The 16,844-nt window shown below is 68.0% G+C and carries 13 protein-coding genes; 7 read left to right on the forward strand and 6 right to left on the reverse strand.

The features are described 5' to 3' along the window. Positions 1-60 precede the first annotated feature (60 nt). Complete coding sequence (locus G315_RS0112720; protein WP_018144401.1) at positions 61-1,443, reverse strand: HDOD domain-containing protein; 1,383 nt, start codon at positions 1,441-1,443, stop codon at positions 61-63. A gap of 113 nt (positions 1,444-1,556) precedes the next feature. Here G315_RS0112720 and motA point away from each other — a divergent pair, with 113 nt between their 5' ends. The 3 genes from motA to G315_RS0112735 are packed head-to-tail and all read left to right on the forward strand — an operon-like array spanning position 1,557 to position 4,477. After that, positions 1,557-2,411, forward strand: a complete 855-nt coding sequence (gene motA, locus G315_RS0112725; RefSeq protein WP_018144402.1) for a flagellar motor stator protein MotA — start codon at positions 1,557-1,559, stop codon at positions 2,409-2,411. A 19-nt stretch (positions 2,412-2,430) separates the two neighbouring features. Further along, positions 2,431-3,381 carry a flagellar motor protein MotB gene (gene motB, locus G315_RS0112730; protein ID WP_018144403.1) on the forward strand — a complete coding sequence of 317 codons (951 nt, stop codon included), beginning with the start codon at positions 2,431-2,433 and terminating at the stop codon, positions 3,379-3,381. Position 3,382: 1 nt separating this feature from the next. Then, the gene (locus G315_RS0112735; RefSeq protein WP_019612626.1) at positions 3,383-4,477 is read left to right on the forward strand and encodes a GTP-binding protein; all 1,095 of its coding nucleotides are present in this window, start codon (positions 3,383-3,385) and stop codon (positions 4,475-4,477) included. 126 nt (positions 4,478-4,603) lie between these two features. Here G315_RS0112735 and G315_RS0112740 read toward each other — a convergent pair whose 3' ends face one another. From G315_RS0112740 to G315_RS0112760, 5 genes are all read right to left on the reverse strand, one after another. Continuing rightward, a complete protein-coding gene (locus tag G315_RS0112740) occupies positions 4,604-5,392 on the reverse strand; it encodes a sulfite exporter TauE/SafE family protein (protein ID WP_019612627.1) in 789 nt (262 codons plus the stop codon). 18 nt (positions 5,393-5,410) lie between these two features. Beyond that, positions 5,411-6,391, reverse strand: a complete 981-nt coding sequence (locus G315_RS0112745; protein WP_018144406.1) for a M14 family metallopeptidase — start codon at positions 6,389-6,391, stop codon at positions 5,411-5,413. A gap of 98 nt (positions 6,392-6,489) precedes the next feature. Further along, positions 6,490-10,395 carry an EAL domain-containing protein gene (locus G315_RS0112750; RefSeq protein ID WP_019612628.1) on the reverse strand — a complete coding sequence of 1,302 codons (3,906 nt, stop codon included), beginning with the start codon at positions 10,393-10,395 and terminating at the stop codon, positions 6,490-6,492. Between the two features lie 32 nt (positions 10,396-10,427). Next, a complete protein-coding gene (locus G315_RS0112755) occupies positions 10,428-10,862 on the reverse strand; it encodes a response regulator (RefSeq protein WP_018144408.1) in 435 nt (144 codons plus the stop codon). Further along, entirely contained in the window at positions 10,859-12,946 is a 2,088-nt protein-coding gene (locus G315_RS0112760) for a PAS domain S-box protein (protein WP_026182027.1), read from the reverse strand. The genes G315_RS0112755 and G315_RS0112760 overlap by 4 nt, the downstream gene beginning before the upstream one ends. Before the next feature lie 241 nt (positions 12,947-13,187). Here G315_RS0112760 and hisI point away from each other — a divergent pair, with 241 nt between their 5' ends. The 4 genes from hisI to G315_RS0112780 all read left to right on the forward strand — a co-directional run bounded on the left by hisI (position 13,188) and on the right by G315_RS0112780 (position 16,812). After that, the gene (gene hisI / locus G315_RS0112765; protein WP_018144410.1) at positions 13,188-13,628 is read left to right on the forward strand and encodes a phosphoribosyl-AMP cyclohydrolase; all 441 of its coding nucleotides are present in this window, start codon (positions 13,188-13,190) and stop codon (positions 13,626-13,628) included. After that, a complete protein-coding gene (gene cysS / locus G315_RS0112770; protein WP_019612629.1) occupies positions 13,625-15,034 on the forward strand; it encodes a cysteine--tRNA ligase in 1,410 nt (469 codons plus the stop codon). The genes hisI and cysS overlap by 4 nt, the downstream gene beginning before the upstream one ends. A gap of 5 nt (positions 15,035-15,039) precedes the next feature. Next, positions 15,040-15,687 (forward strand): DUF1007 family protein, encoded by a 648-nt coding sequence (locus tag G315_RS0112775; protein ID WP_019612630.1) that lies wholly within the window; start codon positions 15,040-15,042, stop codon positions 15,685-15,687. Between the two features lie 69 nt (positions 15,688-15,756). Then, entirely contained in the window at positions 15,757-16,812 is a 1,056-nt protein-coding gene (locus G315_RS0112780) for a nickel/cobalt transporter (RefSeq protein ID WP_019612631.1), read from the forward strand. Positions 16,813-16,844 lie beyond the last annotated feature (32 nt).

Below are 16,844 nucleotides of genomic sequence, written 5' to 3' on the forward strand. Positions count from 1 at the left end.
TTCGCTCTTACGAATGTATCGACCCGGATGCCCCAAACTTGAATCGCATCTGGCGGCGGCCTACCGGGATTCAACAGGCCGCGCTGCCGCGGCCAGCACACGCCGAAAGCCCTCGAAGGCGAACGGGGTCAGCTCCAGGTCACGCGAACGCCGGTCGGCGTAGACCAGGCCCAGCACGCGCTCGCCATCGCACAGGCGCGCGACGAGGCAGTCGACCCCGCCGGTCAGCTTGCGCACCGCCGAGGGCATCTGCTCATGGATGCGCTTGCGGTCCCACCACTGCGGCGTGTCCATATCCAGAACCTGCGCCAACGGTCCGAGCGCCGCACGGTTGATCACAAAGTGACTGAACTCCGGTTCGTGCAGCGTGCCGACCAGGTGCTCGGCGCGCAGCGTCTCGCCATCCCGGGACAGACGGGCAAAAACCACCCGGTTCAGGCCTACACCGAACTGCATCACCCGCAGCATCCGCCGTACGCGCAGCTCGCGGTTCGGCTCTTTCTCGAGCGCGGCAATCCCCTCTTCCAGCAGGTCGACCCGCGGCATCAGGGCCAGGCGCGGCCGATGGGGCTCGCGCAGCCAGACCCGCCCGGGTATCTGCGGATCCAGCGGTTCACGATGATAGACCGCGACATCCGCGTTGAAACGCTCGATCACCGCACTGATCCGGTCCGCGGCCTCCTTGTCGGTCAAACCCATCAACCCGGCCAGCAACGCGAGGTCGCGGTCACCGCGCGCGGTATCCATGCCGCGAAAGACCTGCCAGGCCACGGCGCTCGCGACCATCACCTCAAAGGCCCGGTGATGCGCCGCATTGACCGCCCGCAGCGTCCCCTGCACCAGTTCCGGCAGCTCCATTTGTTCCGCCATCGCACGCGAAAGATCGTCCGTTGCGTACCCCAGCGCGGTGTAACTGGCCTCGTCCGGAAGCGCATTCAGCTCGAGGATCTCCATCAGCCGGGCCAGGCGCGGCTCGCCCTCCACCAGCAGGGCGAGCAGGCCGAGCTGATTCAGCAGGGCGGCCAGGGCCAGCTCGCCCGGCTCGGTATCGTGGCGCTCGCCTGCGATTTCGGTCGCAATCATTGCCGCCAGCCGCGATTGCGCCGCCATCTCGCGATAAGCCTGCGGCTGGGTAACGACATCCTCGACGCGCGGCGCCGCAGTCGCCTCCTGATGGACGTTCTGCAACCCCAGCATGGCGATGGCGTCCCCCACCGCGTGCACTTCCTGGCGCAGGCCGCGGCGCGAACGGTTTGCACGCAGGATCAGACGCAGGCTCAGACCGGGGTCGCGTTCGGCGTAACGCGCCAGTTCGCGCAGCGAGCGCTCAACCAGGGCGTCGGGGTCGGCAAACACCGCATCGCTCGCCTCGAGGATCGGCCATTCCACGGCCGTCAGGCGGGCGGCTTCGTCCATGTAGGGCGCGTCCTTGTCCAGGGACATGCTGTACCTCGCGCAGGGGAGTCGTTATGGTTATGCCCGTCACTATAGCAACTGCGGCACTGTGAACTGGCCCGCAGAACCCCTACTCGAGCCCACATCCCGGAACCCCATCAGTGAAGTACATTCTCGGCTTTATCATCGTGCTCGGCGGCGTGTTCGGCGGCTTCATGCTGCACGGTGGCAATATCATGGTCATCTGGCAGCCGTACGAATACATGATCATCGGCGGCGCGGCCCTGGGCGCCTTCCTGATCGCCAACCCGTTGCGGGTTGTGATCACCGTCATGAAGTCCCTCCCCCAACTCCTGAAGGGGGGTGCCAAGTACTCGCGCGACGACTATCTCGACCTGCTCGCGCTGATGTACAAGCTGTTCACCAAGGCCCGCAAGGAAGGCCTGATGGGCATCGAAGGCGACGTCGAGGAGCCCGAGGAGAGTGCCCTGTTCCAGGCGCATCCCCGGGTACTCAAGGACCATCACGCGGTCGAGTTCATCACCGACTACATGCGCCTGATCATCTCCGGCTCGATGAACCCGCACGAGCTGGACGCCCTGATGGACGTGGACCTGGAGACCCACCACGAGGAATCCGAGCGCCCCAGCCATGCGGTCAACCGCGTGGCGGATGCCCTGCCCGGCTTCGGTATCGTGGCCGCTGTTCTGGGGATCGTGAACACCATGGGCGCAATCGGCGGTTCGATCGAGGAAATCGGGATGAGCGTGGCAGCGGCCCTGGTCGGCTCCTTCCTCGGCATCCTCCTGGCCTATGGCTTTGTCGGTCCAACCGCGGCCGCCCTGGAGTCGCGGTCCCAAGAAGAAGCCAAGTTCCTCCAGTGCATCAAGGCCTGCATCCTCGCCAACGTTCAGGGGTACAGCCCGCAGGTGGCAGTGGAATTCGGGCGCAAGACCATGGAAAGCGAGATGCGTCCCGGCTTCGCCGAACTCGAGGAGCACGTGAAGGCGGCCTGAGGCCGTCCGGACCGAATCCATGGGCGTCGAAGACAAGACCCAGCCGATCATCGTCAAGAAGAAGGTGGTCAAGGCGGCCCACCACGGGGGCTCGTGGAAGGTCGCCTTCGCCGACTTCGCCACCGCGATGATGGCCTTCTTCCTGCTCCTGTGGCTGCTCGCGGCGATGGAGGTAGAAGAACGCGCCGGGCTGTCGGAATACTTCAAGAACCCGTCGGCCTTCGACGGCGAGGCGGCCCTGCCCGGGCAGGCCCCGGGCGACGGCACCGGCGTGGACCCGTCGATCATCGACTTCGAGGGCCTGCCCGAGATCCTCGATGACCCCGAGCGCATGGACTCCCCCGTGGGCATCGACGAGCAGACCTTCGACGACCTGGCCGAGGCGCGCGACCGTGAGGCCCTCGAGACACTGCAAAGGGCCCTGGAGGAAGCGGTCGAACAAAGCCAGGCGCTGGAGCCCTTCAAGGACCAGTTGCTCCTGGACATCACGCCCGAGGGCCTGCGCATCCAGATCATCGATCGCGAGAATCGCCCGATGTTCGACAGCGCCAGCGCGCGGCCCCTCGAGCACGCCGACGCGATCCTGCGTGAACTGGCCAGCCTGATCAACAAGGTCCCCAACCGCGTCTCGATCACCGGACACACCGACGCGCGCCCGCTGCTGCGCCCGGACTACACCAACTGGGAACTCTCGGCCGACCGTGCCAACGCGGCCCGCCGCGCGCTGATCGCCGGCGGCACCGAATCCGACCAGATTGCCCAGGTGGTGGGTCTGGCGGCCAGCGTGCCCTTCAACCGCGAAGAACCGGAGGCGGCGATCAATCGCCGTATCTCTATCATCGTCATGTCCCAACAGGCCGACGATGCCATGCGCCAGAGCCTGGAGAGCGAGGGCGTGCGCCCCGAAACCCTGGGGCCGGCAGACAACGGCACCGGCCCACCGCCCGCGCAACTGGACGACCCCAGCTAAAATGGCCCAACATCGCGACATCCCGCTGAACCTGATCACCGGTTTTCTTGGCGTCGGCAAGACCACCGCCATCCGTCACCTGCTCGCACAGCGCCCGGAAGGCGAGCACTGGGCTGTGCTGGTCAACGAGTTCGGCGAGATCGGCGTGGATGGCGGGCTGCTGGCGGATACCGGCGTGGCCCTGGAGGAGATCCCCGGCGGCTGCCTGTGCTGCGTCTCGGCGCAGATGTTCACCGTCGGCCTGAACCGGCTGATCCGCAGCCAGAAACCCGACCGCATCCTGATCGAGCCGACCGGTCTCGGGCACCCGGCGCAGATCATCCGCACCCTAACCGAACCGCCCTATGCCGGCGTCCTCGATCTGCGCGCTACCGTGACCCTGATGGACGCACGCCACCTGGCCTCGCCCCGCCATCGCGAGCACCCGACCTGGCAGGATCAGATCGCCCTGGCCGATGTGCTCCTGGCCAACAAGGCCGACCTCTACAGCGAGGATGACCGCGAGACGCTGCATGCCTACGTCGCCGCGATGCCCTCGCCGCGCCCCCTGGTGGTCGAGACGACTCAGGCCCGCATCGAGCGCGCATGGCTGGACCGGCCCCGGCTGGAGCGCGGCGGTGCCCTGTTCCCCGAGGCCCGCGCCTTCCTCGACGCCGCGACCGAATCCACGGACCATGACCATGACCATGACCATGACCATGACCATGACCATGACCATGACCATGACCACGACCACGCCCATGACCATGACCATGACCATGCCGCTCCCGCGGCAGACGAATGGGTGACCATTGACACCCGCGGCGATGGCTACATCGGTCGCAGCTGGCTGATGCCCGAGGGGCAGGTCGTCGACCACGCAACCCTCACAGGGCTGGTCGACAGCTTTACCGGCGACCGCTTGAAAGGACTGGTGGCGACCAACCAGGGCTGGCACCGCATCAACCGCGTGGACGGCCACGGTGGGCTGGAGCCAATGGCCGCCCCCAACACGCCGCTGCGCCCCCGCATCGAGGCCATCCTGCCGGAATCCGATACCGCCGCCCTGGACGCCCTCGCCCGGACACTCGAAGCCGCACACACCCCGAACCCCTGACCGGGCCCTCAACGCCAATGGCAGACGCTTCGCAGGCTGCGTTGAGCCCCGCGACACGCATCAGGACGCACGGGTGCACGGAAAGACGTCACGCCGACCGATGCGTTTCGCTTCGCTCAACGCATCCTACAAGTCTGGCGAGGCGAGCCAGGCGGGGTCGAGGAAAAACAGCACGGTAATCACCGCGCCGGTCAGGATGACAACGTGGCGATAGCCGGCCTCCGGCACGCGGCGCACCAGGGCGATACCGAGCCGCGCGCCCAGGATCGCACCGGCCCCGACGGCCAACAGCCCGGTCGCCACCACCTGGCCGCCCGCGATGTAGACTCCCACCGCCATCAGGGTCAGCACCGAGGAGAGCAGGTTCTTCACCGCATTGGCCCGCGCGAGATCCGTGATCCCCTGGCCACGCAGGATGGCCAGCAGCAGGATGCCGACCCCACCGTTGAAATAGCCGCCGTAGGCACAGCCCAGCCCGGCCCCCAATACCCGCAGCGGCCCCGAATGCGTCCGCGCGGCCTGATGCTGTAGCCAAGGGCCGAGGGCAAACAGCACCGTGGCCAGCAGCAACAGCCAGGGGATCAGCGCGCGGAACCGGGCATCCCCGGTCAGCAGCAGCACGGAGGCCCCCAGGGCCCCGCCCAGCACCCCCGCCAGCAGCAGGCCCCAGGCCAGCCCTCGGCCCAGCTCCTGCCACGCCCCGCGTAACTGCCGCCGATCCGCCAGCACGCTGGCCAGATAACCGGGCAGCAGGGCCGCGGTCCCCGTGGCATTCGCGGCCACCGGCGGCACGCCAACGCTCATCAGCGCCGGCAGGGTCAGGAAACTGCCGCCACCGGCCACCGCATTCAGCAGGCCGGCGAAGAACCCGGCGGCGAGGAGCAGCAACGCAACGCCGGAGGGCGCAAAGTCCATGCCGCGCGGTATCCCGGCTCAGACGACCTTGCGGTCACTGAACTCGGCGCGATAGAACCACTCGTTGCCCGGCAAGGAATTGGGGTTGGGAAACACGATGAAGCCCGGCTCCGGGGCACGCACCTCGGTGCCGTCGGCACGCGTACCGATCAGCTCGCCGGCCGCCAGCGGATCGAAGCTCTTCCACTCCCGCGCAAAGCGGTCATCCGGGTGGTCGCGGTCGATCACCTCGACCAGACGCAGCACCTCCGGACTGGCCTGGCCCGCGGTGGCCGGGGCCTCCAGCATGTCCAGATGCGCGAGGGTGTTGCGGATCGCGTTGTACGCCACCTCCGGCGCCTGCGGGTCGTCATGCTGGCCGCATTCCAGGGTCACGCCGTAGCCGCCCTGCGAGCGCATGTACTCGGTGGTGCCGATGCCGTAGCTCGGGTCGGTACTGAGCATCTGCGCGCGCTGGCTGGCGTTCGGGTTCTTCATCCGGCGCGCGACCCCGCGGGCGTAGGTATCCAGCCAGCCCTCGACCATGCGCTGCGGCCCCAGGCAGGCCGCCAGCGCCTGTTCCTCGGCCGCGTGCGTGAAGCCTTCCAGCTCGCCGTCGTTGTCGCGCGGGCCGAGCATGATGAACGGCTGCCCACCGGTGTGGAACGAGTGCAGATCCAGCAGCACATCATGCGCCGCCAGCAGCGGGCACAGCACGTTGGCGATGCGGTCCTCGAAGTCCTGCGGGTCGTCGGTCACGCGCAGATTGCGGTTCAGGTTGCGCTCGCCCATGCGGCTTTCCAACTGATAGGCCAGCGGGTTGGTGCGCGGCACCAGCGTCAGTTGTCCGCGCAGCAAACGCCGCTGCCCCGACTCCAGCTCCGCGTGCAGGCGTTCGGTGGCCTGGGTGCCACAGGTCTCGTTGCCGTGCACCGCCCCCAGCACGATCAGACGCGGCCCCGGCTCCAGGCCGTGAAAGGTGATCGAACGCAACGCAGTGGGACGGGACGGATCGGACATCGGGGCAGCTCCGGGCAAAAGACGGGCCTAAAGGCTACCGGAGCGGCCCAGGGGATGCCACGCGGGCATGCCTGACGACACTGACCAGCGGGGCCCCCTCAGGGTGTCGGCAGGCCGGCGTGCTTCGTCATCCAGGCATCCAGCGCCTCGATCTCCAGCGGCCGACTGTAGAGATACCCCTGACCCAGGGCACAGCCGCGCTCTTGCAGGAAGGCCGCCTGCTCCGCCGTCTCCACGCCTTCGGCGATCACCTGCATATTCAGGTTGCGGCCCATCGCGATGATGGTGGCGGCGATCTCGCGGTCGGCGCTCTCGCTGGCAACGCCATCCACGAAACTGCGGTCGATCTTCAGGACATCCAGCGGGTAGGTCCTCAAGGCCGCCAGCGAGGAATACCCGGTCCCGAAGTCGTCGATGGCCAGCTTCACCCCCAGCGCCTTCAGGGCCACCAACCGTGCAATCGCCTGATCGCCCTGCTGCATGATCGCGGTCTCGGTGATCTCCAGCTCCAGCTGGGCGGCCGGGAAACCGGTCAGCGCCAGGATCTCCGCCACGCGATTGACGAAGTCGCTGCGCTGCAGCTGCACCGGGGACAGATTGACCGCCAGACCGAAATCTCCGGCGCCGCGGTCCAGCAATCGGCGCCCGGCATCGCAGGCCTCGCGCAATACCCACTCGCCCAGCGCAACGATCAACCCGGTGTCCTCGGCGATCGGGATAAAGCGATCTGGCGGGATCATCTCCCCCTGTGCCGGCTGCCAGCGCAGCAGCGCCTCCATGCCGAAGGGTTGCCCGTCCTCCAGCCGCACCTGTGGCTGGAAACGCAGCCGCAACTCGCCGGTGTCGTCCTGCAGGGCCTGGCGCAGTCGGTTCTCCAGCTCCAGGCGTTCGTCGGCCGCGCGTGTCAGGGCCTGGGTATAGACACTCCAGGTCTGGCGCCCGGAAGCCTTGGCCTGGTACATCGCCGCATCCGCGTGCTGGATCAGCGCGGTCACGGTGTCGCCATGATCCGGGTAGAGACTGATGCCGATGCTGCCATTCAGATAGACCGAACGCCCGTCCTCCAGCGTAAAGGGGCGCTCGAAGCTTGCCAGCAAACTGCGGGCGCAGCGCGCGATCTCGTCGTCACTATCCGGGTTCTCCGCCACAATCAGGAATTCATCGCCGCCCAGCCGACCCAGCACATGGGTTGGCCCAAGCTCCCCGCGCAGACGCCGCGCGACCTCCACCAGCACCTGATCGCCCGCCGGGTGCCCCATGGAATCGTTCACGTTCTTGAACCGGTCCAGATCGAGATTCAGCACCGCAATCCGGTGCCCATGCATGCGGGCACGCTCCAGCGCCTGCCCCAGCATCACCTGCAGCTGGCTGCGATTGGGCAGGTCGGTCAGGGCGTCGTTCTGAGCCAGGTACTGCAACTCTTCCTCCGAGCGGCGCAACTCGGACATGTCGGTCAGCACCCCGGAATAGTGCAGGGCCTGGCCCTGCTCGTCGTAAACGGTATTCAGGCTCAGCCACTGCGGGGCCACCTCGCCATTGTGCCGGCGGTTCCAGATCTCGCCCTGCCAGTGACCCTCGCGCTGCAGGCTGTCCCACATGTGCTTGAAGAACTCTCCGTCATGGCGCCCGGACTGCAGGAAACTCGGGTTGCGACCCATCGCCTCGGCCTCGGAAAAACCGGTGATGTCGACGAAGGCCGGATTCACCGCGACGATCCGCGGGGTCAGGTCGGTGATGATGATGCCGTCCCGGGTACTCTCGAATACCGCCGCCATGCGCCGCAGGCCCAGCAAGGCCTGGCGCCGTTCCAGCGCCGCCCCCAGACTGGAGGCGACGATGCGCGCCAGGCTCTGGTCCGCCTCGGTCCAGCGCTGCGCGCGCCGCACCCGGTCGAGCGCGAGGAACCCGCGGTACTCGCCCTCCACGTACAGGGGTACCAGCAGCACAGCCTGGCTTTGCGAGGCCTCCAGGATCGCGCGTTCCTCACCCGGCAGCTCGCGGGTCAGCACATCGACCGCACCGCCGCCCTGCAGGATCTCGTGCCAGCGCGGCAGGACCGATTCCAGGCTCAGGTTGCGCAGCGGCGGCGGGCGGATCATCTCCTCGGTATCCGAACGCACCCAGTAGTAGCGGTGGATATCCAGGGCCTCACGCACCGCGTGGTCCAGCTCGGCCACCAGCACATAAGCACGGTCGGCGCCAGCCTCCTGCCCCAGTTCGGCCAGCAGCCGGTGGATCACGCTGGCGGGGTTGTCCTCGCGCAACAGTTCCACGGTCAGCTCGGCGGCGGTCCGCAGCGCTCGCTCGCGATCGCCCAGGGCCTGTGAGACGCGCAGCTTCTGCGCCGCCAGCCCCGCGATCTGCGTGAACTCGTCGATCAGCACCCGTTCGCCGGGGTAGGGTCCGCGTGACGTGGCGAGATAAATACCCAGAGTGCCCAGCACGCCGCCGTCGGCATCCCGGAAGGGGAACGACCAGCAGGCGCCAAAGCCCGCCCCACGCACGAGATCGCGGAACCCGGCCCAGTTCGGGTGCGTCCCGCAGTCCTCGACGATCATCGGCTCGCCGCCCCACGCGGCCTCGCCGCAGGAGGCCATCCCCTGCGCAGCGCGGATCCGGCGGGTCGCACTGCGCAGGGGGTCCGGAAGCCGCGGAGCCGCCACGCCGTACAGTTCCTGGCTGTCGGCATCCAGCAGCATGATGCAACCGTGCAGGTCGGGGGCCAGCGACTCCAGGCCCTTGACCACATCCTCCAGCAGGCGCGGATCACGTTCGCCGGTTGCCAGCCGCGCCAGCACATTCCCACGCACTTCCTGGACGCGCTGGTCCAGCACCCGCCGGGTCACATCCACCAGACTCCCGGACAGGCCTGTGGCCCGGCCCGTCGCATCCAGATTGGCCTGGCCGCGCAAGTCCAGCCAGCACAGCGAGCCATCTGCCGCGAGCAGGCGAATCTCGGCCGCCAGCCGGCCATCCTCGGCCTCCGCCGCACGGGACAGCAGCCGTGCCGCTATTCCGCGGTCCTCCAGCGGCATGAACGACAGCATCTCCTCACCGATCGCGGATTCCACCGAATGGCCGGTGATAGCCGTCCAGGCCGGATTGAGGAAGCGCCAGCAACCGGCGGCATCGATCTCGAAGACGATATCGCCAGCGCGTTCGATCACCTCGCGGCAGCGCCGCTCCGAGGCCGCCAGCGCCACGCGCTCCCGCCGCAGCCGGGCACGGGCATGCACCTGGTCCAGCAGCATCGGCAGCGTCTTCAGGTAGCCCTCGTGCTTGACCGTGTAGTCGTCCACGCCCATGCGCAGGGCCCGCGCCGCCAGGTCCTCGCTGCCCTGCCCGGTGATCAGGATGGTCGGCAGATCCAGCCCGCGTTCCTCGCGCACCAAGCGCGCCAGTTCCAGACCGTCGATCCCGGGCAACCGGTAGTCCAACAGCAACAGGTCGAAGTCCCCGTCCCCGGCGGCACTTTCCGGCAGCAACGCCAGGGCCTCCTCGGCAGTGTGCACCGTCTCCAGCTGCACATGCGGGGCCGCGCGCGCCAGTTCGCGGCGGGTCAGGCCAACATCGAATTCGCTGTGCTCGGCATACAGCACCCGCAGCGGCTCGCAGGCCTCGGTGATGCGCAGTTCGCGGCGGGCGCGGGCATCCACCACCCGCCCCGGCAGGCGCTCCAGATAGCCGTCGGCCTTGGTCAGGTAGTCATCGGCGCCGGCACGAAACGCCGCCACCACCGTTTCCTGTTCGCCGTGACCGGTGAGCACCAGCACGGCCTCGCCGCGATTCACGGCGTTCAGCTCGCTGATCAGCTCAAGACCACTACCGTCCGGCAGGCGCAGGTCCACCACCACGCAGTCAAAGGCATCCGCACCGGTCAGCGCCGCGCGCGCCTCGGCCAGGGAACCCGCCGGGGACACGTCGGCGCCCGGCACCTGGCGCTCTAGGGCCCGGCGCTGCAGATCGGCATCTGCCGAATTATCTTCTACGAGCAGGATTCGCATGGGGTCTCGGGTTGCAAGGGCGGGCGACGGCTTCAGACCGGCGGGTGGTTGAGCAGGCACCAATAGAGTTTGACCTGCTCGGCAACGTCCAGGAACCTGGTGAAGCCCACCGGCTTCACAATGTAGGAGTTGGCGCCGCAGTCATAGGCAGTGGCGATGTCACGGTCCTCGCTGGAGGAGGTCAGCATCACCACCGGAATGCGCCGGAAGCGTTCGTGCGCGCGGATGCGCCGCAGCACCTCCAGTCCGTCCACCTTGGGCAGCTCGATATCCAGCAGGATCACCGCCGGTGGCGCGAGTTCGCCGCGCTCCCAGCGATCGAGAAACTCCAGGGCCTCCACACCATCGCGCGCGACCGTCAGCGGGTTGGAGAGGTTTCTCCGATCGAAGGCACGCCGCATCAGATCAATATCCACCGGGTTGTCCTCCACCACCAGGATGGAGGGCTGACGGCCGGCGTTGCTCATCGCGGGAACTCCACGTGGAAGGCGGCCCCCTCGCCCGGCGTGCCCTCGGCGCGGATCTCGCCGCGCAGGCGCTTGACTGCTCGCCGCACAAGGGCCAGGCCGACACCGGTCCCGGGATAGGCCTCGGCACGGTTCAGGCGCTGGAAGATATCGAAGATGCGATCCCGAAACACCATGTCAAAACCGATCCCGTTATCCCGCACCGTTATCCCGAGTGTAGCGCTGCGAGATTCGGCCTGCACCGTTACTCGCGGGGCCTCGCGCTCGGCACTGAATTTGAACGCGTTCTCCAGCAGGTTGCGCAGGATCAGGGCGACGCCATCCGGATCGCTGACGAAGCAGAGATCGGGGTCGATCTCGATACTCACCTCCGCGCGCTCGCGCAGTTTCGGATCCACCGACTCCAGCACCTCCTCCACCAGCGCGCGCACGCGGACGGTGCGCTCCTCCAGCGGCCGACGCTCCATGCGCGAGTAGGCCAGAAGATCCGAGATCAGGTCGTTCATCTGCGCCACGCCATTGCGGATATTGCTTAAGAAAGTACGGCCCTCACCCTCCAGCTGCTCGCCGTAGTCCGCCTCCAGCAACTGGCTGTAGCCCTCGATTCCGCGCAGGGGTGCCTTCAGGTCGTGCGAGACGGCATAGGAAAACGATTCCAGTTCCTGGTTCAGGGCCTGCAACGCGGCGGTGCGTTCGGCCACCCGCTGTTCGAGCGTGGCGTTCAGGTCGCGCAGCTCCAGCTCGTGGCGCTTGAGTTCGGTCACCTCCAGCACCGTGCCCTGGACGTAATGCCGGCCGTCGGCGCGCTCCATCGGCGCCTCCACCGTGATGCTGAACCAGGCCTCCCCACGCACCTCCGGCCGCGCCTTCAGGAGCAACCGTTGCGGACCGGGACGGCCGCCGGCGATCAGGGTCTCCATCGCCTCGGAGAAACTCGCCCCGTCCTCGGACTCGAGGTCGAAGAAATCGCGCGCAAAGGACTCCAGCGTCGGCGTGCCGTAATGGGCATCGCAGCCCAGCAGGGCATACAACCGATCCGACCACCACAGCTCGCGGGTCTCCAGCAGGTACTCCCAGCTGCCCAGCCCGGCGTGGCGCTCCGCCTGGCTCAACCGATCCACCTGGCGCGCCAGGGCCGCCTCCGCCCGCTTGCGCGCCTCGATATTGCGCACCGTCGCCAGCAGCAGCTTCTCGCCAGCGATCTCGGTGACCTGCAGGTTGACCTCCACCCAAAAACCGTCGCCGTCGCGGTGCCGGGCGCGCCACTCGAACACCAGCTGTTCGCCCCGCCGGGCGCGCTCGATCAGCGCCTTCTGGCGCTGGACGTCGAACCCGGTCTCGTCCACGCTCAAGTCGTCCACGCTGCAGGCCAGCAACTCGGCGCGGCTGTAGCCATACATATCCTCGGCCGCGGCATTGGCCCCGATCACGGCCTCGGTATCCAGGTCTTGCAGCAGGATCGCCTCCTGCACGTTGTCGAAGATCGCGCGGAAGCGGGTCTCGGAATCACGCAGGTCCTGCTCGGCGCGCCGGCGTTCGGTCACGTCCACCAGCAGGCCATTGATACGGATCACCTGCCCGGACTCGTCGCGGGTCAGCCAGGTCCGGTCTTCCACCCAGATCCAGCCCCCCGACCCGTCCTTCAGGCGATACTGCTGGGTGTAACGGTCCGGGCCGCGCTCGATGTGCGCGGCGACCTCGGTCACGATGCGGTCGATATCATCGGGGTGGATCAGGTCGGCATAGTGCACCTCGCCGCGCAGCAGGGCATCGCGGGCGATGCCCCAGCGCTCGATATTCGGGGAGACAAAGGTGACCGGCCAGCCGGGGGTGGTAGCCCACTCGATGGCAACCACCGGGGAACGTTCAACAATCCCGGTGAGCCGGCGCGCCTCGCGCGTGGCGCGGTCACGGGCCTTGAGGGGAAAATACACCAGCAGGAACAGGAGGATAGCCGTAACCACCACGTAGCCCCAGCCCTTGAGGGTTTGCAACTGCCCCAGCAGCTCCAGATCGTCGACCATCAGCAGCAGGGCCCGGTCGGACAGGGCAATCCAGAGCAGCCCGACAACCAGATACAGCACGGCGATGAGTAACGCGGTGCGCCCCGCGCTGGGTTTCCAGCTTTCCTTGTTGCCTCCCGCCATGCCATTCCTCCGACCGCCACGGAGACCCGGCCGGCATTCCCTGCCCGCCAGCTGTCCTGTCTCGAGCATCGACCACCCGTGGCCCAAGCGCAACCCAGGGCAGGCGGGGCCGGTTTGCGGGCTTCGGAGCGCGGTTCGAAAATGGTATTCTTCGCCGCTCCCGCAAGCGGACGCAGCGATGTTCAAGCAACTCGAAGGCGAGCCCCGTGGCGAGCGCCACCCGACCCCAGTGGTCCTGGATCGCCTGAAGCTCAATGCCGGCGGGCTGATCCCCGCCATTGCCCAGCAGCACGACACCGGCGAGGTCCTGATGCTGGCGTGGATGAACCGCGAGGCCCTGGACGAGACCCTGGCGACCGGACGCGTCTGCTACTACTCGCGCTCGCGCCAGGCATTGTGGCGCAAGGGCGAGCAGTCCGGGCAGGTGCAGCAGCTGCATTCGCTGCACCTGGACTGCGACGGCGACACCCTGCTGCTGAAGGTCGACCAGACCGGCCCCGCCTGCCACACGGGGCGGCGCAGCTGCTTCTACCTCCAGGTCGAACAGGACACCGTCGTGGTGACCAGCGATCCCGAGATCGCCCCCGAGACGCTGTACGGCAAGGACACCGGGCAATGAGCGCGGCCCGGACCCTCAGACTGCACAACACCCTGGGCGGGCGCGACGAGCCGTTCGTGCCCCAGGACCCGGAGCGGGTGACGCTCTACGTCTGCGGCCCCACCGTGTACAACCGCGTGCACATCGGCAACGGCCGGCCGGTGGTCGTGTTCGACGTGCTGTTCCGCGTGTTGCGCGAGCTCTACGGCCCGGATCACGTGGTCTACGCCCGCAACATCACCGACGTCGACGACAAGATCAACAAGGCCGCCGCCGACAACGGCGAGCCCATCGCCGCGCTGACCGAGCGCTTCACCCGGGCCTTCCACGAGGACATCGCCGAACTCGGCACGCTCAAGCCGACCCTCGAGCCGCGCGCGACCGAACACATCCAGCCGATGATCGAGCTGATCGAACGCCTGATCGAACGCGGCCATGCCTACGTGGCCGACGACCACGTGCTGTTCGACGTGACCTCCTACCCGGACTACGGCGCCCTGTCCGGGCGCTCGCTGGCGGACATGCAGGCCGGCGCCCGGGTCGAGGTCGCCGACTACAAGCGCCACCCCGGCGACTTCGTGCTGTGGAAGCCGGCTGCGGCGGGCGAGCCCGGCTGGGAGAGCCCCTGGGGCACGGGCCGCCCCGGCTGGCACCTGGAATGCACGGCAATGATCCGTAGCCACCTGGGCCCGATGATCGACATCCACGGCGGCGGCCACGACCTGGTCTTCCCGCACCACGAGAACGAGATCGCCCAGGGCTGCGCGGCCGAAGGCTGCCACGAGCACGGTACCCACTACGCCCGTTATTGGGTGCACAACGGGCACCTGACCATCGACGGCGAGAAGATGTCCAAGTCACTGGGCAATTTTCAGCTGCTGCACGACCTGCTGCAGCACTACCCCGGCGAGGTCCTGCGCCTGGCGCTGCTGTCGCGCCACTACCGCGCCCCGCTGAACTTCTCGGAAGAGACCCTGACCCAGTCGCGCAACAGCCTGAATGGCCTGTACCGCGTACTGCGCGATGTGGCCGATATCAAGGCCGACGACATTGCTGCCTCCGACACGGCCGTGTTCACGGCGTTGCTGGACGACCTGAACACCCCCGCCGCGATCACCGCGCTGCACCGCATGACCGACGCCCTGGCAACAGCATCCGACGATGCCGAACGGGCCCGCCGCAAGGGTGAACTGCTGGCGGGCGCCGCCCTGCTGGGTCTGCTGCAACAGGACCCGGCCGCGTGGTTTCAGGGCGACGCCGGGGACGATGACCTGGCCACCTGGGTGGAGGAGCGCATCGCCGCACGCAAGTCCGCGCGCCAGGACCGCGACTTCGCCAAGGCGGATGCCATCCGCGACGAACTCGTCGCGCGCGGCATCGAGCTGGAAGACACGCCGGATGGCACGCGCTGGCAGCGCACCACCTGAAGCCGATGCATCTGCACCCCTGGCTCATGCGATTGACGCTGGTTCTGGGCCTGCTCCTGCCAGCCGGCGCGCTCGCCCACCCGCATGCGTGGATCGACCTGCGCATGGGGCTGGTCTTCGACGATGCCGGCAACCTGGCGAGCATGCAGCAATCCTGGCGCATCGACCCGACCTACAGCCACATGCTGCTGGAAGACCTGACCCGGGACCTCGACGGTGCCACCGGCATCGACGCGGCGCTGGAACACGCCGCCGAACGCATGCTCGGAAACCTGGCTGCCTACGACTACTTCAGCGAACTGAACCTGGGCGACGAGCGCCTGGACGTGCCGCCGGCCCGCAACGCGCGCCTGACCCTGGAGGACCGGCGCCTGCACCTGCGTTTCGAGCTGCCGCTGGACGAACACGACATCACCGCCGGTGACGCCTTCACCTACCGCGTCTTCGATCCGGAATACTGGATCGAGATCCGGCACGACCCGGACGACATCGTCTTCGTGGAGAATCGGCCCGGTTGCGAGGTCGCCGTCACCGAGCCCCGACCGGACCCGCAGCTGATCCGCTACGCCGCCACCCTGGAACGTTCGGACCGCAGCCCGGTCAACGACCTGGGCCGTCACTTCGCCGAAACCGCCACGCTGGAATGCGACTGAGCCTGGTGCTGCCGCGCGATCGGACGCCACGCACACCACACCGCAGCCTGAGTGTTATACAGTAACGCCATGCGCACCGACCAAGACCTGTTCCGCCACCGTTCCCTCAACCTGCTACTTCTGTTGCTGGCCCTGCTGTTTGGCGGCTCCGGACTCGTGCAGGCCGAGACCGGCCACCCGCTGGGCGCCCCCACCGGGGCGCCCGCCAGCGGCAATCAGGCGCCAACCCCACTGGTTGAGCCCCCGGGCCACCTGGAACGCCTGACCGGCTGGATGCTGCAGACCCAGCGGCAGTTGCACCGCAGCCTGACCGAGGGCCTGCACGCCCTGCGCGACGGTCCTACCGCACAAACCGCCGGGGCGCTCATCCTGGTCAGCCTGCTCTACGGGATCTTCCACGCCGCCGGCCCCGGCCACGGCAAGGCGGTGATCAGCGCCTACCTGCTGACCCAGCCGCAGAACCTGCGGCGCGGGATCCTGCTATCCACCGCCTCCGCGCTGGCGCAGGGCGTCACCGCCATCGCCCTGGTCGGTGTGTTGATCGGCCTGTTCGGCTGGCTGGCGCGCGACACCCTGGGTCAGGTACGCACCCTGGAGATCGCCAGCTTCGCCCTGGTCGCGCTGCTCGGGCTGTGGCTGATGGTTCGTGCCCTGCGCCATGCCTGGCGGCTGCATCGCGCCCACCGCGCTCAAGCCCACGATCACGATCACGATCATGCACACGAACACGACGCGCACTGCGGCTGCGGCACCCCGCACCATGTGGATCCCAACCAGCGTGGTACCTGGTGGGGCACGGTGCTGGCCGTCGGCATTCGCCCCTGTTCCGGCGCGGTGCTGATCATGGCGGTCTCCACCGCCCTGGGCCTGGCCTGGGCTGGCGTGGCCGCCGTGCTGGCGATGTCACTGGGCACAGCGGCCACGGTCTCGGTGCTGGCGACCCTCGCCGTCTCCGCGCGTGACTGGACCCGCCGCTGGCTGGGCTCGACGCGCATGGGCCGACTCACCTACATCGGGCCGTCCCTGGGCCTGGCCGGAGGCGGCGTGATCGCCCTGATCGGTCTCAGCCTGGTCCTCGGCGCCATCGCCTACCAACCCGTCGCTCACCCACTGGGGATTCGCTAGGCAGACGACGCCTCCCCGGGGCCGAGCTTGCC

The organism is Thioalkalivibrio sp. AKL7, from assembly GCF_000381705.1.
Classification (GTDB): domain Bacteria; phylum Pseudomonadota; class Gammaproteobacteria; order Ectothiorhodospirales; family Ectothiorhodospiraceae; genus Thioalkalivibrio; species Thioalkalivibrio versutus.

Bases quoted from the DNA above. Each gene is read 5' to 3' on its own strand.
- G315_RS0112720 (WP_018144401.1), bottom strand. From the start codon at position 1,443: ATGTCCCTGGACAAGGACGCGCCCTACATGGACGAAGCCGCCCGCCTG.
- motB (WP_018144403.1), top strand. From the start codon at position 2,431: ATGGGCGTCGAAGACAAGACCCAGCCGATCATCGTCAAGAAGAAGGTG.
- G315_RS0112735 (WP_019612626.1), top strand. From the start codon at position 3,383: ATGGCCCAACATCGCGACATCCCGCTGAACCTGATCACCGGTTTTCTT.
- G315_RS0112740 (WP_019612627.1), bottom strand. From the start codon at position 5,392: ATGGACTTTGCGCCCTCCGGCGTTGCGTTGCTGCTCCTCGCCGCCGGG.
- G315_RS0112745 (WP_018144406.1), bottom strand. From the start codon at position 6,391: ATGTCCGATCCGTCCCGTCCCACTGCGTTGCGTTCGATCACCTTTCAC.
- G315_RS0112750 (WP_019612628.1), bottom strand. From the start codon at position 10,395: ATGCGAATCCTGCTCGTAGAAGATAATTCGGCAGATGCCGATCTGCAG.
- G315_RS0112755 (WP_018144408.1), bottom strand. From the start codon at position 10,862: ATGAGCAACGCCGGCCGTCAGCCCTCCATCCTGGTGGTGGAGGACAAC.
- hisI (WP_018144410.1), top strand. From the start codon at position 13,188: ATGTTCAAGCAACTCGAAGGCGAGCCCCGTGGCGAGCGCCACCCGACC.
- cysS (WP_019612629.1), top strand. From the start codon at position 13,625: ATGAGCGCGGCCCGGACCCTCAGACTGCACAACACCCTGGGCGGGCGC.
- G315_RS0112775 (WP_019612630.1), top strand. From the start codon at position 15,040: ATGCATCTGCACCCCTGGCTCATGCGATTGACGCTGGTTCTGGGCCTG.
- G315_RS0112780 (WP_019612631.1), top strand. From the start codon at position 15,757: ATGCGCACCGACCAAGACCTGTTCCGCCACCGTTCCCTCAACCTGCTA.